This window comes from Frankia sp. EI5c, from assembly GCF_001636565.1.
Taxonomy (GTDB): Bacteria; Actinomycetota; Actinomycetes; order Frankiales; family Frankiaceae; genus Parafrankia.
On sequence record NZ_LRTK01000098.1, the window covers coordinates 1 to 23,602 of the forward strand.

Consider the following 23,602-nt stretch of genomic DNA (forward strand, 5'->3'; position numbering starts at 1 on the left):
CTGCACCTGCGTCGTCCGCTCCGACAGCAGCGTGTCAACCACACCGCTCTGCCGCTTGAGGCTGGTGTTCAGCCCGTTGAGATCGCCGATCTCGGCACCGATGACGGCCATCCGACACCTCCGAAAGTCGCACTCCGCAGACGATCCGCGGGTCGTCGCCGACGTTAGGCAGAGTGCTGACCGAGGGGAATCGGAAACCCTCCCCATTGACGGCGCCGGGTGCTCAGCGCCGCAGCAGCCGCAGGTCCTCCTTCGTGATGATGCGGGTGGTGATGGCGTACTNGGCCAGGTTGGTGAGCGCGTTCCACCCGGTCAGGTTCGGCACGCCGGCGTTCGTCAGCCGGGTTCGGAGGTGCTCGATCCGCTTCACCACCGTGCTGCGCGGCACGTTGAGCCGGGCGGCCGCGGCGGCATAGCTGCGCGGATACGGATCANGCCGCGGCGGATCCTCCAGGTAACCCGCGAACAGCGCCACCAGGGCGAGCCGGTCCGCGCCATTGATCATGACGTTCTCGCCCGCGGCTGTCAGGGTGCCACCCACCATGGCGGCCGCGGCCTCATCCGTACGCGGATCGTCCGGTGGCCGTACCGCCCCGGGAACACTCACCCGCAGGGTGTAGACGCGGTCGGTGCCGTCGAGGACGACGCGCACCGGTTCCTCGACGGCGACCCGGCGGCCGGGCGGGACGACGCTTCGGAAACCGAACTCGTCGACGACGGCGAAGAGGCGGGTGCCGCTGTCGTTGGACAGCCACCAGGTACCGCCGTCGTGGTAGACGGACCCGGCGACGCGGGAGATCGCCGAGTCATCCACCGCCAGCCGCGCCGTGCACTCACCGGAACGACCGAAGGTGAACCGCTGCTCCTCGACCAGTGGGAACGCGTGACCATCGAAATCCACCTGACCGGACATCCGGTGGGAACCCCTTCCCGTTCTGCCGCAGCGGTTTGTCTCCATATCATCGCGGCCAGCGCCGAGAGGAGATCCGTGAGCCCCCGATCTCGAACCATCACCCCCGCCGAGGCCAGCGGAATTCCGCGAACCGTTCGCCGGCTGCTGGCACGCCACGGGGGTCGGGTGCGCACCCGCCTGGCCCTCACGGCGGTGCTGCTGCTGACCGTGGTCGGCGTGTCTACCGGTACCGGGTACCGCGTGTCGCAGGCCGTGCTCGGGGACGCGAGCACCTACCTGCCGAGCGGCCACAGCGTCGCCCACGTCAACGGGCTCACCGGCGAGGCCGACGCGCGGGTGCAGGGAACACTCGCGGCCGGGCGGGAGCGGCTGGAGACCGTTCAGGCGGGCGGGCGGCTCTACGTGCTCAACAAGGACACCGGCGCGCTGTCACAGGTGGACACCTCCCTGATGACCGCCGCCCCCGTCGCCGGCGCGACCCCGAACAGCCCGACCCCGAACAGCCCGGCCACGGACGGTGCGACGCCCGCGGGCACGGCACCGACGGGCACGACACCCGCGCTTGTGGCCGGCGGCGAAAGTGCCTATCTCACGTCCGAGCCCAGCCCGGGCGAGAGCTCGGTAGCCGAGCTCAACCCCGCGCAGGGCCCGCTCCGCCCGGTCGCGCTGAACGGGAAGATCGTCGGGCAGGCGGTGGACTCCACCGGCACCGCCTGGGTCCTGCTCGCGGACGGACGCCTCGCCGAGGTGCGCGGTGCCGACCTCGTCTCCACGGTGAACGTCGGCCGGGACAGCAGGCTCCTGCTCACCCTGCTGCACGACCGGCCGGTTGTCGTACGCGGCGACGCGGGCGAGGTCCTGGTCGTGCGGCCGGACGGCGGGACGAACACGATCCCGGTCCAGCTGCCGACCGGCACGGCCCTCCAGCTCTCCGCGCCGAGCGCCACCGCCGACACGGCGTGGCTCGTCATCTCACCGGAACGACGGATGATCCGGATCGACATCGATCGCGAGACCGTCGGCGAGGCCGTCAGCCTGGACGCCGGCACCGGCACCGGCACCGGCACGGAGCCCCGGTACGGCTCGCCGCTGGAGATGCATGGCCGGGTGTACGTCCCGGACCACGCGAACCGGCAGGTCCTGAGCTACGACGCCACCTCGCCGGCAGCGACGGCACCGGGCCGGATCCGGGTCCCCGCCGACGGCTCCGGGGACGTCGCCCTGACAGTCGACGGGGACCGACTGTGGATCAACGACCAGTACGCCGTCCGGGCGACCGTGGTCGCCGCTGACGGCACCAGCTCGACGATCGACAAGGGTGCCGGCCCCGGGCTCGCCGGCCCCGGCAATGACGAGGACGNGGCGCCNACCACCGGCCCCACCACCGGGCCGACCGCTCCGCCGGCGCCTGCCTCATCAGCACCGGCCACGTCGGGTGCCGTTCCGGAGCGGACCCGTCCGCCCGTGCCGTCCACCGGCAACCCACCGTCGACCAGCAACCCACCGTCCACCAGCAACCCACCGTCCACCAGCAACCCACCGTCGACCCGCAACCCACCGTCGACCGACCCACCACCGCCCGGCGGCGGGCTACTGGGCGGAATCCTGCCGGGGGATCCCCCGGCGAGCACGCCGAGCACGCCGACCGTGCCGATGGTGGCCGTGCCGGACGTCCGCGGCCAGGACCAGGCCCGAGCCTGCGCGACGCTGCGTGCCGCCCGGCTGGAATGCCGCCCGGTCGCGTCCGGTCAGGTGGGCGGTGGTCCGGTCGGGTCCGTCGTCGCCACCGATCCGACGCCCGGCACGGAGGTCCAGGAGCGCTACATCGTCGAGGTCCGCTACCGGGACCGGGCGCAGGTGCCGGACCTCGTCGGGAAGACCGCCACCGCTGCGTGCGCCGAGCTGGTCGGCCTCGGCCTGACCTGCACGCAGGTCGTCGAGGGACTCGCCACCACCGCGGCGGGGCTCAACACGGTGACCCGGCAGTCACCGAGCTCCGGCGAGCGGATCGACTCCGGGGCCGCCGTCACCATCGCCTTCCCGGACAAGATCACGGTTCCCTCGGTCGCGGGTATCCCCTACCCGGATGCCTGTACCCAGCTCTCCGCCCTCGGCTTCACCGCCTGCACCCCGACCGACGCCGGCCTGGCCCCGGCGGGGCAGGCCGCGGGCAGCGTGATCGGCCAGGCCCCGGAGGCAGGCACGGGAGCGGGGCCGAACGACCCGATCACGCTCCAGTACTACGGGGGTGTGCAGGTCACCGTGCCCAACCTGATCGGCCTGAGCCCGGCGGATGCGGCGGCGCAGCTCAGCAACCTCGGGCTGGCGCCCGCCCCCACCTCGGACGAGGTCACCTCCCAGCCGAACGTGGTCCATGCGCAGAGCGTGGCTGCCGGGTCCGCGGTGGCACCGGGCACCGCCGTCGGGTACGTCTACGAGGACGCGCCACTGGTGCCGCTCTACCTGCACAAACGCAGCGGTGAGCCGTACTACCTGCTGAGCACCGACGCGAGCGTGCCGGGCTACACCTTCAACCGGGCCCTCGGCAACGTCTTCCCCGCCTCCACACCGGGCGGCGGTACCACGGCCGTGTACCGGTACCGATGCGACAACGCCTGCGGGCCCGGCACCACCTACTACTTCTCCATGACGAATGTCGCCTCGACCGCGCCGGCCTGGGTCAACGACGGTGTCGCCTTCTACGCCTACGCACAGGGTCCGGCCGGGGCGGCCCAGGTGGACGCCATGTTCGACCGACCGGACAGTTCGTGGGTCTGGGCGGTCAATCCCTCCGGCCCGTACTCCGAATACGCGGCCCGCGGATACACGAGCAACAACTTCGTGCTCGGCTACATCTGGCCCTAGCACGCGAAGGGCCCTGGCACGCGAAAGCTCCTCGGACGGGTGGTCGGGAAAGCCGGCCACCCATCCGAGGAGCGACGTTGCGGAGCGACGTTCTAGGGAACCGGCACGGGCAGCGGAACCGGCACCGGAATCGGGAAGGGTCCGTCGCCGGCCGGCCGGTCGTCCGGCGACGGCAGATCCTCCAGCGCACCTTCCACCGCGTCGGTGACGGAATCCGCCGCGTCGGCGACCGCGTTCGCGGCCCGCTCGAAGAATCCGGGTGCCGGCGGGGGCGGCGGCGGGGGTGGCGGCAGATCGGGCAGCTCGACCGGGGGCTGGCACTGGCCCAGATCCTGGTTGGCCTGCTGCCGGAGGCTGTTCGCGATCGCGCCGTCGGTGATGTCGGTGAGTGCCTCCCGCAGGCGGCCCGCGCCGACCTGCGCCCCGCCGGCCGCGGCCGCCGCCGATTCGTGGAGCAGGTTGCGCACCGGGTCGTCCAGCGGGCACTCGAAGTTCTCCACCACCTGCCGCAGCCGCACCGCCAGCCCTCCGGGCAGCTGCCCCGGCCGGCCGGCCGCGTCCGCCAGTTCGGCGAGTACCGCCCGGGCCCGCACATCCCGCCCGAGTCCCTGGACGGTGCCGGCCGCGCGGGCCAGGGCGGCTCCGATCCGGCCCAGCTCGGCCCGCACCTGCCGAGCGAGCGCGGGCGGCAGGTCGTAGCCGTCGGCGAGCGTCGGGATCGTCGCGCTCATCCGGCGGGCGACCTCGGTCGCCGTGTCGAGATCCTGGGCGACCAGACGCATCGACGCCGGGTCGAGCCGGAGGTACTCGGTCATGTGCGCCCCCAGCGGGACAGGTCGCGGACGGCCGCGTCATAGCGATCCACCCGGCGCTGCCAGTCCGCCTGCTCGCGGGTCAGGTCGTCGGCGGCGCCCCGGAGCAGCGTGGCGAGCCCCCGCACCGCTTCCGCGGCGGGCCGGGCCACCGCCTGCCAGTCGCTCACGGCGTTGTTCACATAACGCGCCGCCCGGCCCGTCCAGATTTCCGATCCGACCAGGCCGTGCACTTTCCCGGCCGCGTGCACCTCGTCCTGCAGGGAACTCGCGTAGGCGTCGCATACGGCGGCGAGAGCACGGCAGTCGCCGGGTGAGCCGGGTGGTTTCGGTCCAGGAGGAGATTCCATGCCATGACGTTAGGAACCGACCCGTCGGGACGTCGATGGTAAGCCTTNCCCACCTGCCCGCCTGCCCGCCTGCCCGCCTCCCCCCCTGCCCGCCTGCCTGCCTGTCCGCGGCGGCGGGCGACGCACCGGTCGACGGTCGCTACATCTTCCGGTCGCCGACCGGGATCTCGACGATGTAGTTGTTGTCAAGCAGGTACTGGGTCCGCNGGTTGCCCGTCGACAGGTCGCAGAGATCCGAGGTCCCCGAGCCCGGCACGAGAGCGCAGACGAGCTGGTACTGCTCACCGTCGCCCGGCTGGTCGANCCACGGGCGGATCGCGCCGGAATAGACCTGGAACTCCTTCACCACCTCGTAGACGTGATAGTTGCAGCCACCGGGGTCGACGGTGTCGTCCAGGCTTGACGGCGGGAGCGAACGCTGGGCGTAGTCGGTCCCCCGCGGGGCGAGGAAGCTTCCNCGGGGCAGGCCGAAGCGGTCGATCTGCTGCCCCGGGAACAACGTAGTCACCGCTCGCACCGGAGTTCCGTCGGGATTGACATAATATCCGTTCTGCGGCGGGAATACCCAGTTCCCGGGAATCCCCGGGAACGGCGAGAAGGTGGCGGACGGATCCCACCAGGTGCCGAGGAACTGCCGGGTCGAGTGCTCCCCCGTCCGCTCGTAGTCGGCGAGCTCCCGGGCTACCTCGCCGAAGACGGGGAGCTTGGCCGGGCCGAGCCTGGGGTCGTTTTTGAGATCTGCCCGCGAGCACTGGTCAAAGGGCTGGATCTGGGGCAGAGCAGCGTTCGCGGTGGTCGGTGCCGACGCGGCGAGGAGAAGTCCGCCGGCGGCCAGCGACATGAGCGTCCGGCGTAGAAACACCCGTGGCTCCCGTGGTCAACGAAATATGGATAGCGACCACGGAGAGTAGTTCTCGGGTTTCGTGCCCCGGCGGTGTGACCGGATAGCGCGCCGGGGCGCGTGTCGCCGCGCTGCTCCCGCCTTCGGTAGCGGCGACCGGATTGGGCTCGGCCCGCCGGCCCGCCGGGTTCTGGCGCCTTCAGAACCAGTATGGGGTCAGAACCGGTATGGGGTGTGCCTTCTGGCCGCGGTGAGCGCATTCGACCACCAGCACAGCTCGTCGAGCATCGTCCGGGCGGCCGCGTTGCAGCCGTCGGGCTCCGTGGGCGATCCGTCCTCGCCGAACCGGGCCCAGGCGCCGTGGAAGCTGACGGTGTCGCGGACGGTGACCGCGTGCAGTTCGGCGAAGACCTGGCGCAGATGCTCCACCGCCCGCAGCCCGCCGGAGACGCCGCCGTAGGAGACAAAGCCGACCGGCTTCGCCTTCCATTCGGCGTGGTGCCAGTCGATGACCGTCTTCAACACGGCCGGATAACTGTGGTTGTACTCGGGCGTGACGACGACGAAGGCGTCGGCGGCGGCGAACTTCCCGGTGATTCCGGCCAGTTCCTCGGTGCCGGGCCCGCTCCGGGAGCCAAGCTGCGCCGGAAGGCNGACCGCACCGAGGTCGACGACCTCGGCCGCGACCCCCTCATGCTGGGCCGCCTGCCGTACGAACCATTCGGAAACAACCGGCGCGAACCGGCCGGACCGGTTGCTTCCGACGATGACGGTCAGGTTGACGGGTGCGCTGGACATGAAACTCCGCCCCTTGAGTTCGCTGGGCGCCGTGTTCGGCGGGATCTCTCCGGAACCTAGAACCTGAACCTCGGTCGAGGTCAAGTTTCCGCACGGGCCGGATACCCCGGCCATCTTCTTGACCTCAACCCCGGTTCAGCCCGCAGGCTGGCGTGACCCGCTCTCACCCGCGGCCTACGCCCGTCAGAAACCTCAGAAACCGAGGAGCCGTGTAGATGAAAGCCGCCGCGTTTTACGCGCCCGGACCACCCGAGGCACTTCGCCTGGTGGAGCTGCGCCGGCCCGAGCCCGCTCCCGGCGAGCTCCGCGTCCGGGTGCGGGCCGCGGGTGTGCAGCCAGTCGACCTGGCGATCCGCGAGGGGCGGATGCCTCCGGCTGTCGACGCCAGCCCGCTGGTTCCCGGCAACGAGTTCGCCGGCGTCGTCGACGAACTGGGCCCGGGGGTCACCGGCTTCGCCGTCGGGGACGAGGTCCTCGGCTTCCGCGTGCTGGGGTGCTACGCCGAGTACGTGGTCGTCCCGGCCGACCAGGTGGTGCGGCGGCCCGCCGGGTTGCCCTGGGAGATCGCCGGTGGGCTGTCCGGTGCCGGGCAGACCGCCCACACCGCGGTCGAGGTACTCCGGCTCACCGCCGGCGACACGGTTCTCATCCACGCCGCCGCCGGTGCCGTCGGCACGGTCGCGGTGCAGCTCGCCCGGCTGGCCGGCGCGACGGTGATCGGCACCGCGAGCCCGGCCAACCACGACTATCTGCGCTCGCTGGGGGCTGTTCCGGTGTCATATGGCAGCGGCCTGGTGGACCGGGTCCGGGCGGTCGCGCCCGGCGGCGTCGACGCGAGCCTGGACGCGGCCGGCGCGGACGGCCTGCGCGCCGCGGTGGAACTCGTCGGGGATCGGGACCGGATCGCGACGATCGTCGCGTTCGAGCTGGCTGCGCAGCTGGGGGTCCGCTGGTTGCGCAGCCAGCGGTCCGCGGCCCGGCTCGCGGCCCTGGTCGACCTGTACGTCAGGGGACGGCTGCGGGTACAGCTACGTCACGCCTACCCGCTGGAACGGGCCGCGGATGCCCACCGTGACGTGGGGACGGGGCACGGCCGGGGCAAGGTGGTCCTCACGCCCCAGCCCGTCTGACAGACACGTCCAACGAACAACCACTGCCGAACAACGGCTGACGAACACGTTTGGAAACGCAGCCTGCCGTCAGCGCGGACGACGTCGTCCACGCTGACGGCAGGTTCTTTCTGGAGAAGATCCGGTCAGACGGTGGCGGGGAGCTTCAGCGCCTCGGCGAGGTTGCCGCCCATCACCTTGGCGATGTCCNCCTTGGACAGGCCCTCGAGCTCGTCCACGTAGGACACCGGGTCCGACATGCCCTCGGCGTGCGGGAAGTCGGAGCCGAAGACGACCCGGTCCACACCCACGACGTCGATGAGACCGCGCGGGTTCTCCTCGAAGAAGGGGTGGATCCAGACGTTGCGCTTGAGCACCTTGATCGGGTCCTCGTCGTAGAGCTTGGGGCTCTTCGCGTACGACTCGCCCGCGGCCTCGACAAAGGGGCGCACCCAGCCGGAGCCGTTCTCGACCGGCAGGATCCGCAGCGTCGGGAAACGGGTGAGCAGCCCGTGCCCGATCAGCGAGGTGATCGTGTCGAAGATGCCCCGGTGCTGCTTGTGCATGATGTCGATGAAGGCGGTCGGCGTGGCGAACGGCAGGTGCTCACCGTCCTGCCGGCCTTCCCACATGTTGTAGTAGCGGGTCAGGCCGTCATCGGAGGAGTGCAGGCCGACGGTGATGTCCGCCTCCACGACCTTCTCCCAGAACGGGTCGAACTCCNGCAGCGCGAACGAGCGGAAGCCCTCGTAGCCGGGCACCGGCGCCGGCCGGATCAGGATGACCTTCGCGCCGCGCTCGACGATCCACTCGAGCTCCTTGATGGCCTCACTGACGATCGGCAGCGTGACCACGGGAGTCGCGAAGATGCGGTTCTCGTAGTTGAAGGTCCACTGCTCGTGCATCCACTGGTTCAGCGCGTGCACGACCACGTGGGTGGCCTTCGGGTCCATCCGCAGCCGGTCCTCCAGCAGGCTCGCCAGGGTCGGCCACATGATCGCCCGGTCGATGCCGAGCTCGTTCATCAGCTTGAGCCGGGGCTCAGGAGCGAAGAACGCCTCGGGTGAGCGGATCGGCTTGCCCATCAGCTCCCGGGTCGACTTCCCCTCCGGGTTGCCGTTCTTGAAGTAGTCCTCCCAGGCGCCCGGCCGCGCCACGACACTGAAGGTCGGGTTGGGAATGTACTCGGAGATCACACCCCGCACCGCGATCTTGTCGCGCCCATTCACCTGAACATACTTGATCAGGTTCTCGTATTCCTTCGGAAGGTACTTCGTGAAGGCATCCGCTGTCTCGTACATGTGGTTATCCGCGTCGAAGACAGGGAAGTCGATATCCGTCCTGGGCATGACTACCTCCGTACGCTGGCTGGACCCCACCAGCTCGACNCCGCGAGCAGTCTCAGGACGCTCCCGGTGTGGCCTACGCGGGATGGACACCCATCCCACACATCACCTCTGACGTGATCATCAAACTAGCACTTATTGACTTCGACGTCAATTTTGGTCCAGCTCACAGTCCATCTGCGTCACAGTCAGCACACGTACCGTCCTGAGGGCCAGCTCAAGCCCCCCACNGGGGGCGCCACCGACCCGCGAGGAGGCCGGGGGCCACCCGTCAGCGACGCCTCGGGCGAAGGGGGATTCGTAGTAGCGTCCCTGCTGTTGTCGTGCCAGCGCCGTTGTGTTGCCAGCACGTAATCGGCGTCAGCACACGATCAGTGCCCGCACAGTCACCGGCCGTTTTCGAGGAGCCCTGTCATGCAGCTCGATCACACCGCGGCAGTCGTCACCGGAGCGGCCTCCGGGCTGGGCGCCGCCACCGCGGCCGCGCTCGCCGGGCGCGGAGTGACCGTGTACGGGCTGGATCTCGAGAAGGCGGTCGCGAACGCCGCTCCCGTGGACGGCGTGCACCTGCTCCCGACGGATGTCACGGACGAGTCCCAGGTCTCCGCCGCGATCGAGCGGATCAGGAACGACGGCCTGCCGCTGCGGCTGGCCGTGAACTGCGCGGGCATCGCGCCGTCGGCGCGCGTGCTGTCCCGGCGCGGCCCGCACGACCTGGACCTGTTCCGCTCCGTGCTGATGGTCANCCTGCTGGGCACGTTCAACGTGCTGCGGCTGGCGGCCGAGGCCATGAGCGGGCTCGACGCGGACGAGCACGGCCAGCGCGGCCTGGTGGTGAACACCGCCTCGATCGCCGCCTTCGAGGCCCAGATCGGCCAGATCGCCTACGCCGCCTCCAAGGCGGGGGTCGCGGGCATGACGATCACGGCCGCGCGGGACCTCGCCCAGTACGGCATCCGGGTGATGACCATCGCGCCCGGCATCGTCGACACCCCGATGATGGCGGGCTTCTCCGACGAGGTGCGGGCCGGTCTGGCTGCGACGGTGACCTTCCCGCGCAGGCTGGCCGAGCCCGCCGAGTACGCCCGACTGGTGATCATGATCGCGGAGCACGACTACCTGAACGGCGAGACGATCCGGATGGACGGCGCCCTGCGGATGACGGCCCGCTGAGCCGAACGCGGGCACAGCCCTGAGCCGAACGCGGGTACAGCCCGCAAGACCNGGCGCAGCGGATCGCAAGTGCCGGGCCAGTAGGCCATCCGTGGTTGCCCCGCATCCGCAAGAAATGCCCAAGTAGTCGCCTCCAGGCTGCTCGATGTCCCCCTCGAACACCGAGCAGCAGCCGGAGGCGTCATGTCCACGCTCGCACCCGATTCGCCGTCGTCCCATGATCTCCCCGACCCGGGCCGGCAGCTCCCGCTGGCCGACCTCGCCGCCGCGATCAGCGGTGAGGTCCTCCTGCCCGGGTCCGACGCCTACGCCCAGGCCGCCACCCCCTGGAACGTCGCGGTGGTCTCGGCACCGGTCGCGGTCGTGGCGGTCGCCGAGGCGGCCGACGTGGTGGCGGCCGTGCGGTTCGCCGACGTCCACGATCTCGACATCGAGGTGCGTGCCACCGGCCACGGGGCAGTCGCCCAGGGTGGCCGGCCGACGCTGCTCATCCGCACCGACCGCCTCGCCGAGATCGTCATCAACCCGGTCACCCGGCAGGCCCGGGTCGGTGCCGGGGTGCGCTGGCAGCAGGTGCTGGACGCGGCCGCGCCGCACGGTTTCGGCGCCCTCGCCGGTTCCGCGCCGCATGTCGGCGTGGTCGGATATCTCACCGGCGGCGGGGTCTCGCCGGTGGGGCGAACCTTCGGGTACGGCAGTGACCTGGTGACCGCCATCGAGGTCGTCACCGCGGACGGTGAGCTGCGCCGGGCCACCGCGACGGAGAACTCGTCGCTGTTCTGGGCGCTGCGCGGCGGCAAGGGCGCGCTCGGGGTGGTCACCGCCGTCGAGTTCGAGCTGTTGGACGTCTCGCACTTCTACGGCGGTTGCCTGTACTTCGACGGCGCCGACGCGGAGCGGATCGTCCCGGCCTGGCGGGCCTGGTCGGCGTCGCTGCCGGAGCAGGCGTCAACGTCGCTGGCGATCCTGCGGCTGCCGGCGATGCCGGCGGTTCCCCCGCCGCTGGCCGGCCGGTGCACGGTCGCCATCCGGTTCGCGTGGATCGGTGACCCGGCGGAGGGCGAGCGGGTGGCCGGGCCGATGGCCGCGGTCGCACCGGTGATCTTCGGTGGGCTGGAGGTCCTCCCGTTCGGCGCACTGGGCATGATCCACGCCGACCCGGTCGACCCGATGCCCGTCCACGAGCGTTCGGTGCTGCTGCNGGACCTGCCGGAAGAGGCGGTGGGCNCGCTGCTCACGTTGGCCGGCCCCGCGGCCGAGTGCCCGCAGGTGATCGTGGAGCTGCGGCTGCTCGGCGGCGCGCTGGCCCGCCAGCCGCGTGACCCGAGCGCCGTCTGCCACCGGGAGGCCGCCTACGCGGTGCTGACGATCGGTATCGCCGCACCGCCGATCGTCGAGGCCACGACGGGCCACGCCGAGGCGGTCATGGCCGCGCTGGACCCGTGGTCCGGTGGGATCTCGACCCCGAACTTCGGCGCGAGCGCCGACCCGGCGATCGTCGCGCGCAAGTACGACACCGCGACACTCGCCCGGCTCGCGACCCTCACGGCGAGCTACGACCNGCACGGGCGGATGACCGCCGCCCACTCCGTGCGGGCTGCCGCGGGCCTGGTCCAGTCCTGAATCCGACCGGGCCGTCCCCTGCCGGTGACGCGGGCTGACGGCATCATGTGAGGCGTGCCGCTCTACCGCCTGTTCGGGCCGATCGAGGTCGTCCGGGAGGGTGGGCCGGTCCAGTTCGGGGGGCCCAAGCAGCGGGCGATCCTGGCCGTCCTGCTGCTGAACGCCGGTCGGGTGGTCTCGGTCGACCGCCTGGCCGACGCGGCCTGGGGGAGCGAGCATCCGCCGAGCATGCTGCCGAGCCTGCAGGCGCACATCTCGAACCTGCGGCGGCTGCTGCGCGACGACGAGCGGGCCACCTCCCCGATCGTGCGCCGCACCCCCGGCTACCTCGCGGACGTCCCCCCGGACGAAATCGACCTGCGGCTCTTCGAGCGGGCCTGCGACCAGGCGCAGGCCGCGGCGGAGGCCGGCGACTGGCCGGGCACGCTGGCGGCCGCCGACCGCGCGGCGGCGCTGCGCCGGGGGCCGCTGCTCGCCGAGTTCGGTCACGAGCCGTGGGTGCTCGGTCCGGCGGAGGCGGTGGCCGAACGGTGGACGCAGTGCGAGCAGAACGCGGTGACGGGCCTGCTCGGCCTGGGCCGCGTCGCCGCGGCCGTGCCGCGTTCCCGCCAGCTGCTGCTCGACAGTCCGCTCGCGGAGGGTGCCTGCCGGCTGCACATGATCGCGCTGCACCGGGCCGGGCGCGCGGCGGAGGCCCTGGAGGTGTTCCGCGACCACGCCCGCCGGCTGGACGAGGAGCTCGGCCTGGAGGTCAGCCCGGCCCTGCGGGACCTGCAGGGTGCCGTGCTGCGCCAGGACGCCGCCCTGGACTCCTGGCCCGGCCCGGCGGGGTCCGTCCGCACGGGTGCCGCGCTCGCCCCCGCGAGCGCGGCCCTCACCCGGCCGAGCTCGCCCCCCGACCGGCCCAGTGCACTCGACCGGCCCAGTGCACTCGACCAGCCCAGTGCACTCGACCAGCCCAGCGCTCTCGACCAGCCCAGCGCTCTCGACCAGCCCAGCGCACCCCCCGGCGGGGCCAGCGCACCCGATCGGCACAGTGCTTTCGGGGGGCGGGGGGACCTGGTCGGCCGGACCCACGAGATCGCTGTCCTGGAATCCGCCCTGGGCGAGGCGGCGGGCGGTGACGGTCGCTGGATCGTCCTCACCGGGCCCGCCGGCATCGGCAAGAGCCGCCTGGCGCAGGAGGCCGCCACGATCTGGAACCGGGCCGGCGGCGCCGTGGCCCGCACCAGCTGCCCCGACGACGAGGCGCTCCCGCCGTGGTGGCCGATCCGCCAGCTCCTGCGCGACCTCGGCGCGGAGCCGGACGACGTCCTGAACCCGCCCAGTGGTGTCGACGCCGACGCGGCCCGGTTCGTCGTCTACGACCGGGTGCTCGCCACGTTGTCCGCCGCGGCCCGGTCCCGGCCGCTGCTGCTGTTGGCGGAGGACGTCCACTGGGCTGACGAGGCGTCGCTGCGGCTGCTGACCCATCTCGCCGACGCCGGCCCGCTGCCCGGCCTGAGCGTGCTCGCCACCGCGCGGGACGTCACCGGGCGCCCCGCCCTGGACCGGCTGCTCGCCGCCACCGCCCGCGGGCACGGCTCGCGCCGGCTGGCCGTCCCGCCGCTGACCAGGGGTGAGGTTGCGGAGCTGGTCCGTCGGGTGAGCGGCCAGGACATCGACGCCGCCGAGGCCGGCACCCTCGCCGAACGGACCGGCGGCAACCCGTTCTTCGTCTGCGAGTACGCCCGGCTGCCGGCCGGGGAACGGGCTGGTGGCGAGGTTCCCCTCGCCGTGCGCTCGGTGCTCGGGCAACGGCTCGCCGGCCTGGACCCGGAGGTGCTGCAGGTGCTGCGCGCCGCGGCGCTCATCGGCGACACGCTCGATCTCGGCCTGCTGCGCCGCGTGACCGGGCTGGATCACGACGCCCTCGCCGACCTGCTGGACGAGGCCTCGGACGAGCATGTGATCGTGCAGTCCTCCGGCACCGGGCGGTACATGTTCGCGCACGCGCTGCTGCGCGAGGAGGTCGCCGCCGGGATCTCCAGCCTGCGCCGGCAGCGGCTGCACCTGCGGATCGCCGCGGCGCTGGGCACCGCGGAGGTGGGCGAGGCGGTCAGCCGGCGGGCGGCGCACCTCGTCGCGGCCTGGCCGCTGGCCGATGCCGCGGACGTCCTCGCCGCCTGCCGGGCCGCCGCGCTGGACGCCGAACGCCACTGGCAGTCGGAGACGGCCGCGCACTGGTGGGGCCAGGCACTGGCCGTCGCCGACCAGAACGCCCATGACCTCGACATCGACCGTGACGAGCTGCTGGTGGCGCAGGTGCACGCGCTGGCGCGTAACGGCCGGGGCCAGACCCTGCTGGACGTGGTCGACGCCGGACTGCTCGACGCGGTGCGCCGCGGCCGGCTCGATTCGGCCGGGCGCCTGGCCAGCGCGCTGCTGCGAACCACCGGGTGCTGGCCCTGGCCCGCCTACGGCGATGACCCGGCTCCGCTGCTGGCCCGCCTGGCCGGCCTGGAGACCCTGGTCACCGCCGATCCGGCGGCGCACGCCCGCATCCTGGCGGCACTCGCCGTGGGCAGCACCTACGACCCGGACGGTTCCGTCCCCGNCCGGCTCAGCCGCCGCGCGATCGGGCTCGCCGAGCGGCTCGGTGACGACGAGTGCCTCGCCGACGCCCTGCTCGGCCGGGCGCTCACGTTCTCCGGGATCGCGGAACGGGCCACCGAGTCGGTGGAACTGCTCACCCGGCTGGGGAAGGTCCCGCACTCCGCCGCCCAGATCGACGAAGTCATCGCGCACGGTCTGAACTACCTCGCGAAGATCACCCTGGGTGATTCCGCGGCGGCCGAGCATGCGCGGCTCGGGGCGGTCGGCAGCGACCTGCTCCGGCTGCCGGCGACGCGGGTGCAGTTCCGGTGGGTGCAGGGCTCGCTGGCCCTCTGGCGGGACGACGACCTCAGCGTGGCGGAGAAGATCTACGACCAGGCGTTCGCACTGCACTGCGAGACGGAGCTGTACCAGAGCGGCGCCTACGACTTCGCCCGGCTGGCGCTGCGCTGGGAGCAGGGCCGGTTGCGGGAGCCGGACGACCGGACCTCCGGCGCCCCGCTCGCGCCGTGGGCGGCGGCGGTGCTGGCGGCCGCCCGGGATGACCCGGGCGCCGACGAGCTGATCGCCGCGGCCGTCACCCGGGTCGAGCCGGTCACGTGGACCACCCACGGACGGCTCACCCTGCTGGCCCACGCCGTCGCCGACCGGGGGCTGCGCGAACATGTCGGGACGCTCACCGCCCGGCTCGCGCCGATCGCGGGCAACATCGCCAATGTGGGCCAGTGCGGTATGGCCGGGCCGGTGGCGCTGGGCCTGGCCCGGCTCGCCGCGCTGGCCGGTGACCTTCCGGCCGCCCGGGCGCATCTGAAGACGGCTATGGACGTGGCGATCCGCTCGCAGGGGGTCGGCGCGGTCCTGCGCACCCGGCTGGTCGCCGCCCAGCTGGCCCACCGCAACGGCGAGCCCGTCGACGAGGCCGACCTGCGTGACCTCGCCGACCGCGCCGCCCGGCGGGGCATGACCGGCGTCGCCCGGGAGGCGTCAGCGCTGCTTGGCTCGCATCCTGGCCAGCCCTGCGACCAGCCTCGTGCGGCCACGGAAGCAGCCCCGGGGGCACGCCGGCAGTAGGCGGCGGTGACGGGCTTCGACCGCGTCCCGCCCCGCCGCCGGGATCACTTCTTGTAGTTGGCGATGAACTCCGTGTCGGCGTTGATCTTCCCGACCTTGGCCGCGCCCCCCGGCTCCTCGCCGAGCGGCTCGTCCCGCCCGGGCAGCACCTCGGAGAAGAAGAGCTCCTCGCTCTTGATGAACTCNTTCTCCGCCGCGGGCACCATCTCGTCGAGCATCGCCGCTCCGACCGGACACGCCACCGCGCACGCCCCGCACTCGGTGCATTCGTCNGGATTGATGTACATCTTGCGCCCGCCGGTGTAGATGCAGTCGGCGGGGCAGCCACCGTCGAGGCAGGCACCGTCCTTGACGTCGATGCACGCGGAAGTGATCACAAATGGCATGGCAGAATCTTCTCCAATCAGCCGAACAATGCACCGGCCCGGCCGGCCGCGGTGGACCCGCGGCCGCCGGCCGACACACTTCCGGCCGCCCCGGCCGATATGGGATCGAAATCCGGCGAACCCGCATAGATTATTGGCNGAGGCTTGTCACGACAATGCTTCACGGGGTAAACGCCAGGTAACGAAGAAAATCGCCCCGGGGCCGGGATCGAAGCACCGGAATCGACTTCAGGAAAATCTCCCTGAATTCTCCTGGGAAAAAGTTTTCCTCGCCCGGTGGTGCGGTCATCCGACGAGTCCGGGACGCTTCTCCCGGCGCCGGCGCGCCGATCGGCTCTGGGCACGGCGGCGCGGCCCACCGCCGGCTCGCGTCCGGCGGTCTCCGTGGCCGCCGCGGCTACCAGCGTTCGCGGTGGACGACCTCGTCCAGCGGGCGGCGGGCGGCCCAGCCGTGACGCTCAAGATCTGGTGTGGTCTCCAGGTGGGTCACCGGCCCGAGGCACAGCCAGGCGACCGGGCGAACCCCCGCGGGGATGCCGAGCAGCCCGCGGACGAAGTCCTCCCGGTAGAACGACACCCAGCCCACCCCGAGATCCTCCGCTGTGGCGGCCAGCCACAGGTTCTGGATCGCCAGGCACACCGAGTACACGCCGGCGTCGGCGATCGTGTTCCGGCCGAGGACGGCCGGGGCGCCCCGGTCACAGTCGTAGGTCACGACCACCGAGAGCGTGGACTCCAGCACCCCGTCGATCTTGATGTCCGCGAAGCGCTCGGCCCGCTCACCGTCGAGGGTCGCGGCGAAGGCCGCGCGCTCCCGGGTGACATGTTCGTGCATGGCCGACTTCGTCTCCGGGCTTTCCACCAGGACGAAGTCCCACGGCTGCGTCAGGCCGACGCTGGGGGCGGCGTGCGCGGCGGCGAGGACCCGGCGCAGCACAACCGGTGGCACGGGCTCGCCGGTGAACTGGCCGCGGACGTCCCGCCGCCGCCGGATCGCCTCGTAGAGGCCGAGGCCGAGGCCGGCGCCGAGGCCGACGGCGACGGGCGGGACGTGCTGCGGACCCGGGCCGCCGGGGCCCGGGGCAGATGACGGCATCGGGTTGTTCAGCTCCGCTCGGGCGAATCGGGCCAGGGATTCGCGGGGCGGGGGTGTCAGTCCGCGACGAGCTCCACGATCGCCGCGTTCGCGGTGCCACCGCCCTCGCACATGGTCTGCAGGCCGTAGCGAATGCCGTTGTCGCGCATGTGGTGGACCAGCCTGGTCATCAGGATCGCACCCGAGGCCCCGAGCGGGTGCCCGACCGCGATCGCGCCGCCCAGGGGGTTGACCACCTTGGGGTCGGCCCCGGTCTCGGCGAGCCAGGCGAGCGGCACGGAGGCGAAGGCCTCGTTGACCTCGAACGCGCCGATGTCGCTGATCGACAGCCCGGCGCGGGTGAGCACCTTCTCCGTCGCCGGGATCGGGCCGGTGAGCACGAGCAGCGGGTCGGAGCCGACAACCGAGGCGGTGTGGTAGCGCACGATCGGCTTCAGGCCCAGCTCACGGGCCCGCTCGGGCGTGGTCACGAGCAGTGCGGCCGCACCGTCGGAGATCTGCGAGGAGTTGCCGGCGTGGATCACGCCGTCCTCGCGGGCGACCGGCTTCAGCCCGGCGAGCTTCTCCGGGGTGGTGCCGCGGCGCAGGCCCTCGTCGACCGTGAACGGCCCGGACTCGGTGGGCACCGCGAACGTCTGCTGCTCGAAGGCACCGGCGTCGATCGCCGCCGCGGCGCGCTCGTGGCTGAGCGACGAGTACTCGTCGAGCTGCCGGCGGGTGAGGCCCCAGCGCTCGGCGATGCGCTCCGCGCCGACGATCTGGTTGAAGTCGGTGCCGTCGTAGCGGGCCTTGGCCGCCGGCCCGTACGGCTCGCCCATCTGCCGGGACGCACCGAGCGGCACCCGGCTCATCGACTCGACCCCGCCGGCCACGACCAGATCCTGCGCTCCGGCCATGACGGCGAAGACGGCCTGGTCGAGCGCCTGCTGGCTGGAACCGCACGCCCGGTTCACCGTCACCGCGGGAACCGACTCGGGCCACCCGGCGGCAAGCACCGCGTACCGGCCGACGTTGCTGGACTGGTCACCGAGCTGGGTGACACACCNCCACTGGACGTCGTCGACGAGGACGGGATCGATCCCGGTGCGGCTGATCAGCTCGTTGAGCGCCNTCGCCGCCAGATCCACGGGGTGNACACCCGCAAGTGAGCCGTTGCGCTTGCCGATCGGCGTGCGCACCGCCTCCACGATCACTGCTTCCCGCACTGCGGCCCCTCATTTCTCGTCCTGGTGCGTCGGCATGGTGCTCGTGGCGATCTGGTGCCGGAGCCTGCGCCGTTCCGCCCGTTACCCAGGCCCAACGGTGCCACAGTTCGCGCCCGGACGTCCCCGTTGCCGGGGCCGTCCGGGGGCACTCCGTGACAAGAGGCACATCGCGCCGCGCCCGCGGGCTCAGGCGTCGAGGCCGCCGCGGCGGACGAGCTGGCCGGCGATGACGTTGCGCTGGATCTCGTTGGTTCCCTCACCGACAATCATCAGCGGCGCGTCCCGGAAATNCCGCTCGACGTCGAACTCGGTCGAATAGCCGTATCCGCCGTGAATGCGAACGGCATTCAACGCGACCTCCATCGCGGTCTCGGAGGCGAACAGTTTCGCCATTCCCGCCTCCAGGTCACAGCGTTCCCCGCTGTCGTGGCGGCGGGCCGCGTGCAGCAGCAGCTGCCGAGCGGCGGTGATCTTCGTTCCCATGTCGGCGAGGTAGTTGCCGATCGACTGGTGCCGCCAGATCGGCTGGCCGAAGCTCTCCCGCTCCTGGGCATAGCGCAACGCGTCGTCGAACGCGGCCCGCGCCACCCCCGTGGCCCGGGCGGCGACCTGGATCCGCCCGATTTCCAGCCCGGTCATCATCTGGGCGAACCCGCGCCCCTCGACGGCTCCCAGCAGGGCGTCGGCGGGTACCCGGGCATCGTCGAAAACCAGCTCGCAGCTCTCGACGCCCTTGTAGCCCAGTTTGGGGAGGTCCCGCGACACGGTGAAACCGTCCACCTTCTCGACCAGCAGAATGCTCATCCCGCGGTGCGGAGGGTCCGCGGCCGGGTCGGTGCGGCACAGCAGCGCCACCAGGCCGGAGCGGCGCGCGTTGGTGATCCAGGTCTTCGAGCCGTTGATCAGATAGCCGTCGCCGTCGCCGTCGCGGCGGGCGACGGTCCGCATGGCCTGCAGGTCGGAGCCACCGCCGGGCTCGGTCAGCGCCATCGTCGCGCGCAGCGCCCCGGTGGCCATCAGCGGCAGATAGCGCTGCTTCTGCTCCTCGGTACCGAAGGTCGAGATCAGTTTGGCGACCACGCTGTGGCCGCCCATCGCCCCGGCGAGGCTCATCCAGCCACGGGCCAGCTCCTCGGTGACCAGGGCGTAGCAGGGGGTCGAGACCCGCCCGAAGCCGTAGGGCTCCGGCACCGCCAGGCCGAACACCCCGAGTTCCTTCATCTGCTCGATGAGCCGTTCGGGGTAGGTGTTGGCATGCTCCAGCTCCCGCGCGACCGGCCGCACCTCGCGGTCGACGAAGTCGCGGACGGTCGCGACGATCTCCTGCTCTTCGGAAGACAGGTCCATCTGGTCAGTGTTTCGCACACTCCGGCCACGCACCCGCTTCGGCGTGGCATCCACGACTCGCCACCCGCCGCGGCCTCCCGGCCTGACACTGAGGTCGNGGAGCAGGCAGGACCCGTGGGACAGGCAGGACCCGTGGAACAGGCGGGCGGCGCGGAGCCGCCGGGNGCCGGGGACCCGGTTAATGAGCACGTCCGGGTCGTCCCGGCACCGATGCTGCGCCCCTATGTCGCCTGGTACAGCGGCTACCGGCAGCGGGGTCTGCCGCCGGCGGTGCACCGCGGGCTCCCCTCCCCGGCGCTGACCCTGATCTTCACACTGGACGAACCGCTGGTGCTGCTCGACGGGCCCGCCGCGGCGCGGCCCGCCGCGTCATCCGCGCCTCGCGCCTACGACGCGCTGGTCGCCGGCCTGCACACGACCGCCACGCTGATCACGCACGAGGGCGCGCAGTCGGGTCTCCAGCTCGCCCTGCGGCCGCTCGGCGCGCGAGCGTTGCTGGGCCTGCCCGCCGGGGAGCTCGCGGCGTGTGATGTTCCGGCCGAGGCCGTGCTCGGCGCCGCCGGCCGCAGGCTGACGGAACGCCTGCGGGCGGCGGCCGGCTGGCCGGAGCGGTTCGCGCTCCTCGACACCGAGCTCGCCGCCCTGGTCGGGGCGGAGCGGCGCATCAGCCGAGACGTCCCGCCAGAGCTGCGGCGGGCCTGGAACCTGCTGCGGAACGAGTGCGGAGCGGTCCCGGTGTCGGCCCTCGCCGCGGAGGTCGGGTGGAGCGCACGGCATCTGGGCAGTCACTTCCATGCCGAGATCGGGCTCTCTCCGAAGGCCGCCGCGCGGGTGATCAGGTTCGACCGGGCCAGGCGAATGCTGGCCAGCCGGTGGACCGAGGGCCGTCGGCCGAGGCTCGCCGAGCTGGCGGCCGAGTGCGGGTACTTCGACCAGGCACATCTCGCCCGCGAGTTCCGCGAACTGGCCGGGTGCTCGCCGAGCGCCTGGCTCGCGGCGGAGTTCCGAAACGTCCAAGCCACGGACTTCGGCTTCGACGAAGCATTGGACGGGCCCGGCCCGACCGGAGCCGGCTGATCACAGCCCGACCGAGCGGAAGGACTGCCACCNATGAACGACACCGCACCGCAGCCCCAGGTCTGGCCCTGCCTACGCGCCCGCGACGCCCGCGGGCTGATCGACTTCCTCGCCGCGGCCTTCGGCTTCGTGGAGATCGTCTCCTACGGCCCGGGCNGGACCACCGGGACCACCGGGGCCGGCGAGACCGGCGAGACCGGCACACGCATTGATCACGCCGAGCTTTCCTGGCCGGAGGGCGGCGGGATCATGCTGGGCTCGACACGCGACGACGACCTCCAGTCGCTGCGAACCGGCACCTTCGGCGCATATGTGGTCACCGCGGACCCGGACGCGCTGTGCGCCCGGGCCCGCGACGCGGGAGCGAAGATCGTCCAGGAGCCGCACGACACCGATTACGGATCACGTGACTTCGCCGCGCGTGACCCGGAGGGCAACCTCTGGTCGTTCGGGACCTACCCGGGTCACCCGCGGGGCTGACCCGGCCGGCAGCGCCACGACCAGAACCGGCACGACCAGAACCGGCACGACCGGGACTGGCACGACCGGGACTGGCACGACCGGGACTGGCACGACCGGGACTGGCATGGTGCGGTGAGCGGGGATCCCCCGATCAGTCCCAGACCTCGCAGTGGTGTTCCGCGGCGTAGCCGGCGCGGGCCTCGATCGCACCCGGCTCGAGCACCAGCCGGTCCGGGGTGGTCGAGGTCCGCGCCCGGGGCCAGCCGGGCCAGGTCGGCAGCGCGCGGGCCGCCGGGGACCCGCCCGGGCCAGTGGTCGAACCAGCTGACGGGCCGGCGGGCCCGACCGCGTTCGGATCCCCGGTCGCGGCGAAGCGCGTCCAGTAGTCGACCATCGCCGCCGACAGTTCGCGATCGGCCGCGGTCGCCGGCAGGCTCGCCGTGCCCGAGCCCCCCTCCGGGAACAGGTACGGCAGTTCGCCGGAGTGCGTGGCGCCCGTCGCCGCACCGCTGACGGCCGGGCTCTGCCCCGGGACGTCGAACTCGTAGACGAACGCCCGGGAGCCGGCGGCGGTGACCAGATCCGCGGTGCTCGCGGTCGGGCAGGCGAACAGCCAGTCGGTGATCACCTGGGCGAGACGCTCCCGGGCCGACACGGCACCGGGAGGGTAGGCGGCGAGCACGGCATCCGCCCGGTCCGGCAGCTGCTCGCGGATGATCTGGGTGAAACGTTGCGCGGTCAGCTCTCCGCCCGCTTCGAAGCCGACGGTGAAGGCCCGGCCCTCGTCCCGCACCGTGCCGAGGATGACGGGCACCGGCGCCGCGGAACCGTCGGCGACGACCTCGGACGGGGGCCGCGGCAGCGTCCGACCACCGCTCACCGGGGCCCACCGGGGGTTGGTCAGGACGTCGGTCTGGTTACCGGCCGCGACGATCCGGCTCACCGGAACGGCTCGCAGGCAGGTCAGCATGGTCGCGGGGTCGGTACAGCCCATCTGGGCGGCGAACTCCTGCCCCGTCCGCTCGGCCTTGGCCATCGTGGGCAGCGTCCACAGGCAGGGGCCACTCTGCATGATCGCTCGCTGGAACAGGCCGCGGGCGGACGGGGCGGCCAGCAGTGCGCAGACGTTCACCGACCCCGCCGATTCACCGAAGATCGTGACGTTGCCCGGGTCGCCCCCGAAGGCGGCCGCGTTGTCCCGCACCCAGCGCAGCGCGGCGACGAGGTCGGCCAGCGCGTACGAGCCGGCGTCGCCGTCCGACTCGGTGTTCAGGGCGGGCAGCGCGAGCTGGCCGAGCGCGCCGAGCCGGTAGTTCACGCCGACNAGCACCGCGGGACCGGCGGCGGCGAGCGCGGAGAGGTCCATCTGGTTGGCCGTGCCGGTGAAGAAACCGCCGCCGTGGATCCACACCAGGACCGGCCGGGCGACCCCGTCCGCCGGAGCGGTCACGTTCACGAACAGGCAGTCCTCGGCGGGTGAACCGGCCGTCCCGCCGGGCTGTGGGCAGGGATGACCGCGGACCGATCCGTCCCGGGTGCCCTTCCAGGACGCGGCCGGGGCGGGGGCCTTCCACCGCAGGTCTCCCACCGGGGGCGCCGCGTAGGGGATGCCGTCATAGGACACCAGCCCACCGGCGATCACCCCGCGCACCTTGCCGCCGGTGGTCGTGACGACCGGCCCGGTCTCCGCGGCGGTGCCGCCGCCGCAGCCCGCGCCCACGAGCGCCGCCGCGACCAGCAGGGCCAGCAGCCGCAGCGCGGCGCACGGCCGCAGCACGTTCCCGGCGTGCGCCCCGTGCGTGCGGCGGCGTGCGGTGCCCGTCGTCCTCGCCGTGTCCCTTCCCCCCGCCATGACCGACAGCCTCACCGGCGCCACCATGCGGCGCCANACCGGAACGTCCCCTCGACCCGAGCCCCAGAAACGCACGAAACCGACGGATGACATGGCTGCCACCCGTCGGTTTCGACACGCAAATCACCACCGCCCTCCCGGAGCGGTGGAAATTCGCCGTTATGGGACGTCCGCTCAGGTGGCGGCTCCGGCCGTGGTCCAATCCGAGGCCCGGCCGGGCAACCACCTAACGCCTGGACTTACCAGGACGCCTCCATCAGCGCCGGTTCGGCGCTGGACTCAGATGTCACTTCCGATGCTCGGAACTCCCTTCAGCAGGGCGCGCACCTCCGCCTCGCGGTACCGGCGGTGACCGCCCAGAGTCCGGATCGAGGTCAGCTTCCCGGCCTTCGCCCACCTGGTCACGGTCTTCGGGTCGACCCGAAACATCGTGGCTACCTCGGCGGGCGTCAGCAGCGGCTCGGCATCCGGCGTTCTCGTCGTCATTGCGTTGGCCTCCCGTCACAGAGCGTCGCTCCGTCCCATACAGATCGTGCATCCTTCGGNGGCATTTCGGACATGGCACGTCAGGACCATCTGCTGACTAGTCACAGCTCGTCCGAAGCGGANGGCAACGCTGCGCTAACAGGAGGCGCCGATCAGCTGGCGGATTCCCGTGACTGCAGGGGTCTCCACCTGATC

The 23,602-nt window shown here is 72.2% G+C and carries 14 protein-coding genes and 19 pseudogenes; 10 read left to right on the forward strand and 23 right to left on the reverse strand.

What is annotated here, in order from left to right:
• Window positions 1-2,566 precede the first annotated feature (2,566 nt).
• Window positions 2,567-3,778, forward strand: a complete 1,212-nt coding sequence (locus UG55_RS48190) for a PASTA domain-containing protein (RefSeq protein ID WP_396231006.1) — start codon at window positions 2,567-2,569, stop codon at window positions 3,776-3,778.
• A 92-nt stretch (window positions 3,779-3,870) separates the two neighbouring features.
• Here the strand turns inward: UG55_RS48190 and UG55_RS24240 are convergent, their stop codons facing one another.
• The 8 genes and pseudogenes from UG55_RS24240 to UG55_RS46395 all read right to left on the reverse strand — a co-directional run.
• Window positions 3,871-4,593, reverse strand: coding sequence for a hypothetical protein (locus tag UG55_RS24240; RefSeq protein WP_066073564.1), 723 nt, complete (start codon window positions 4,591-4,593; stop codon window positions 3,871-3,873).
• Window positions 4,590-4,940 carry a hypothetical protein gene (locus tag UG55_RS24245; RefSeq protein ID WP_128423117.1) on the reverse strand — a complete coding sequence of 117 codons (351 nt, stop codon included), beginning with the start codon at window positions 4,938-4,940 and terminating at the stop codon, window positions 4,590-4,592. The genes UG55_RS24240 and UG55_RS24245 overlap by 4 nt, the downstream gene beginning before the upstream one ends.
• 139 nt (window positions 4,941-5,079) lie before the next feature.
• Window positions 5,080-5,146, reverse strand: a 67-nt coding sequence (locus tag UG55_RS45730) for a hypothetical protein (protein WP_255360525.1), incomplete at its 5' end; no start/stop codon positions are given.
• 1 nt (window position 5,147) lies between these two features.
• A pseudogene (locus UG55_RS42705) lies at window positions 5,148-5,243 on the reverse strand (hypothetical protein); the annotation flags it as partial.
• Window position 5,244: 1 nt separating this feature from the next.
• Window positions 5,245-5,397, reverse strand: a pseudogene (locus tag UG55_RS42710) (TNT domain-containing protein); the annotation flags it as partial.
• Between the two features lies 1 nt (window position 5,398).
• Window positions 5,399-5,781: pseudogene (locus UG55_RS45735) on the reverse strand (hypothetical protein); the annotation flags it as partial.
• Window positions 5,782-5,997: 216 nt separating this feature from the next.
• A partial coding sequence (locus UG55_RS24255) for an NADPH-dependent FMN reductase (protein ID WP_242425030.1) occupies window positions 5,998-6,434 on the reverse strand: 437 nt, incomplete at its 5' end.
• 1 nt (window position 6,435) lies between these two features.
• Window positions 6,436-6,693, reverse strand: a pseudogene (locus tag UG55_RS46395) (hypothetical protein); the annotation flags it as partial.
• Between the two features lie 101 nt (window positions 6,694-6,794).
• Between UG55_RS46395 and UG55_RS24260 the strand changes: the two are divergent.
• Window positions 6,795-7,709, forward strand: coding sequence for an NADP-dependent oxidoreductase (locus UG55_RS24260; RefSeq protein ID WP_066073575.1), 915 nt, complete (start codon window positions 6,795-6,797; stop codon window positions 7,707-7,709).
• 125 nt (window positions 7,710-7,834) lie between these two features.
• Here the strand turns inward: UG55_RS24260 and UG55_RS45740 are convergent.
• The 3 genes and pseudogenes from UG55_RS45740 to UG55_RS42725 all read right to left on the reverse strand — a co-directional run.
• Window positions 7,835-7,898, reverse strand: a 64-nt coding sequence (locus UG55_RS45740) for a hypothetical protein (protein ID WP_255360526.1), incomplete at its 5' end; no start/stop codon positions are given.
• Between the two features lies 1 nt (window position 7,899).
• Window positions 7,900-8,411: pseudogene (locus UG55_RS42720) on the reverse strand (amidohydrolase family protein); the annotation flags it as partial.
• A 1-nt stretch (window position 8,412) separates the two neighbouring features.
• Window positions 8,413-9,037, reverse strand: a pseudogene (locus tag UG55_RS42725) (amidohydrolase); the annotation flags it as partial.
• Window positions 9,038-9,448: 411 nt separating this feature from the next.
• On the opposite strand from UG55_RS42725, the gene UG55_RS42730 reads away from it, so the two are divergent.
• The 5 genes and pseudogenes from UG55_RS42730 to UG55_RS24280 form a co-directional block, all read left to right on the forward strand.
• A partial coding sequence (locus tag UG55_RS42730) for an SDR family NAD(P)-dependent oxidoreductase (RefSeq protein ID WP_242425031.1) occupies window positions 9,449-9,779 on the forward strand: 331 nt, incomplete at its 3' end.
• Between the two features lies 1 nt (window position 9,780).
• A pseudogene (locus UG55_RS42735) lies at window positions 9,781-10,207 on the forward strand (SDR family NAD(P)-dependent oxidoreductase); the annotation flags it as partial.
• A 183-nt stretch (window positions 10,208-10,390) separates the two neighbouring features.
• On the forward strand, window positions 10,391-11,408 hold a 1,018-nt coding region (locus UG55_RS24275), incomplete at its 3' end, for an FAD-binding oxidoreductase (RefSeq protein ID WP_242425032.1).
• Window positions 11,409-11,435: 27 nt separating this feature from the next.
• Window positions 11,436-11,768, forward strand: a pseudogene (locus UG55_RS48195) (FAD-binding oxidoreductase); the annotation flags it as partial.
• Window positions 11,769-11,884: 116 nt separating this feature from the next.
• Window positions 11,885-14,426 (forward strand): annotated as a pseudogene (locus UG55_RS24280) (BTAD domain-containing putative transcriptional regulator); the annotation flags it as partial.
• Window positions 14,427-15,540: 1,114 nt separating this feature from the next.
• Here the strand turns inward: UG55_RS24280 and UG55_RS42740 are convergent.
• The 9 genes and pseudogenes from UG55_RS42740 to UG55_RS24300 form a co-directional block, all read right to left on the reverse strand.
• Window positions 15,541-15,681: pseudogene (locus UG55_RS42740) on the reverse strand ((4Fe-4S)-binding protein); the annotation flags it as partial.
• 1 nt (window position 15,682) lies between these two features.
• Window positions 15,683-15,768, reverse strand: a pseudogene (locus UG55_RS42745) (4Fe-4S dicluster domain-containing protein); the annotation flags it as partial.
• Window position 15,769: 1 nt separating this feature from the next.
• Window positions 15,770-15,882: pseudogene (locus UG55_RS42750) on the reverse strand ((4Fe-4S)-binding protein); the annotation flags it as partial.
• A gap of 397 nt (window positions 15,883-16,279) precedes the next feature.
• Window positions 16,280-16,978, reverse strand: a complete 699-nt coding sequence (gene bluB, locus UG55_RS24290; protein WP_083987159.1) for a 5,6-dimethylbenzimidazole synthase — start codon at window positions 16,976-16,978, stop codon at window positions 16,280-16,282.
• A gap of 56 nt (window positions 16,979-17,034) precedes the next feature.
• The coding region (locus UG55_RS24295) for a thiolase family protein (RefSeq protein ID WP_242425033.1) at window positions 17,035-18,023 on the reverse strand (989 nt) is incomplete at its 5' end.
• Window position 18,024: 1 nt separating this feature from the next.
• Window positions 18,025-18,088 (reverse strand): annotated as a pseudogene (locus UG55_RS42755) (hypothetical protein); the annotation flags it as partial.
• A gap of 24 nt (window positions 18,089-18,112) precedes the next feature.
• A pseudogene (locus UG55_RS45745) lies at window positions 18,113-18,183 on the reverse strand (hypothetical protein); the annotation flags it as partial.
• Between the two features lie 186 nt (window positions 18,184-18,369).
• The coding region (locus UG55_RS42765) for a hypothetical protein (RefSeq protein ID WP_242425038.1) at window positions 18,370-18,473 on the reverse strand (104 nt) is incomplete at its 5' end.
• A gap of 1 nt (window position 18,474) precedes the next feature.
• Window positions 18,475-19,530 (reverse strand): annotated as a pseudogene (locus tag UG55_RS24300) (acyl-CoA dehydrogenase family protein); the annotation flags it as partial.
• A gap of 165 nt (window positions 19,531-19,695) precedes the next feature.
• Between UG55_RS24300 and UG55_RS24305 the strand changes: the two are divergent.
• The 3 pseudogenes from UG55_RS24305 to UG55_RS24310 form a co-directional block, all read left to right on the forward strand.
• Window positions 19,696-20,607 (forward strand): annotated as a pseudogene (locus tag UG55_RS24305) (helix-turn-helix domain-containing protein); the annotation flags it as partial.
• 33 nt (window positions 20,608-20,640) lie between these two features.
• Window positions 20,641-20,763 (forward strand): annotated as a pseudogene (locus UG55_RS42770) (glyoxalase); the annotation flags it as partial.
• 1 nt (window position 20,764) lies between these two features.
• A pseudogene (locus UG55_RS24310) lies at window positions 20,765-21,087 on the forward strand (VOC family protein); the annotation flags it as partial.
• Between the two features lie 133 nt (window positions 21,088-21,220).
• On the opposite strand, the gene UG55_RS24315 reads toward UG55_RS24310, so the two are convergent.
• From UG55_RS24315 to bldC, 3 genes and pseudogenes are all read right to left on the reverse strand, one after another.
• A partial coding sequence (locus UG55_RS24315) for a carboxylesterase/lipase family protein (RefSeq protein WP_242425034.1) occupies window positions 21,221-22,393 on the reverse strand: 1,173 nt, incomplete at its 5' end.
• Window position 22,394: 1 nt separating this feature from the next.
• A pseudogene (locus tag UG55_RS42775) lies at window positions 22,395-22,948 on the reverse strand (carboxylesterase family protein); the annotation flags it as partial.
• A 252-nt stretch (window positions 22,949-23,200) separates the two neighbouring features.
• Window positions 23,201-23,407 (reverse strand): developmental transcriptional regulator BldC, encoded by a 207-nt coding sequence (gene bldC / locus UG55_RS24320; protein ID WP_006540950.1) that lies wholly within the window; start codon window positions 23,405-23,407, stop codon window positions 23,201-23,203.
• Window positions 23,408-23,602 lie beyond the last annotated feature (195 nt).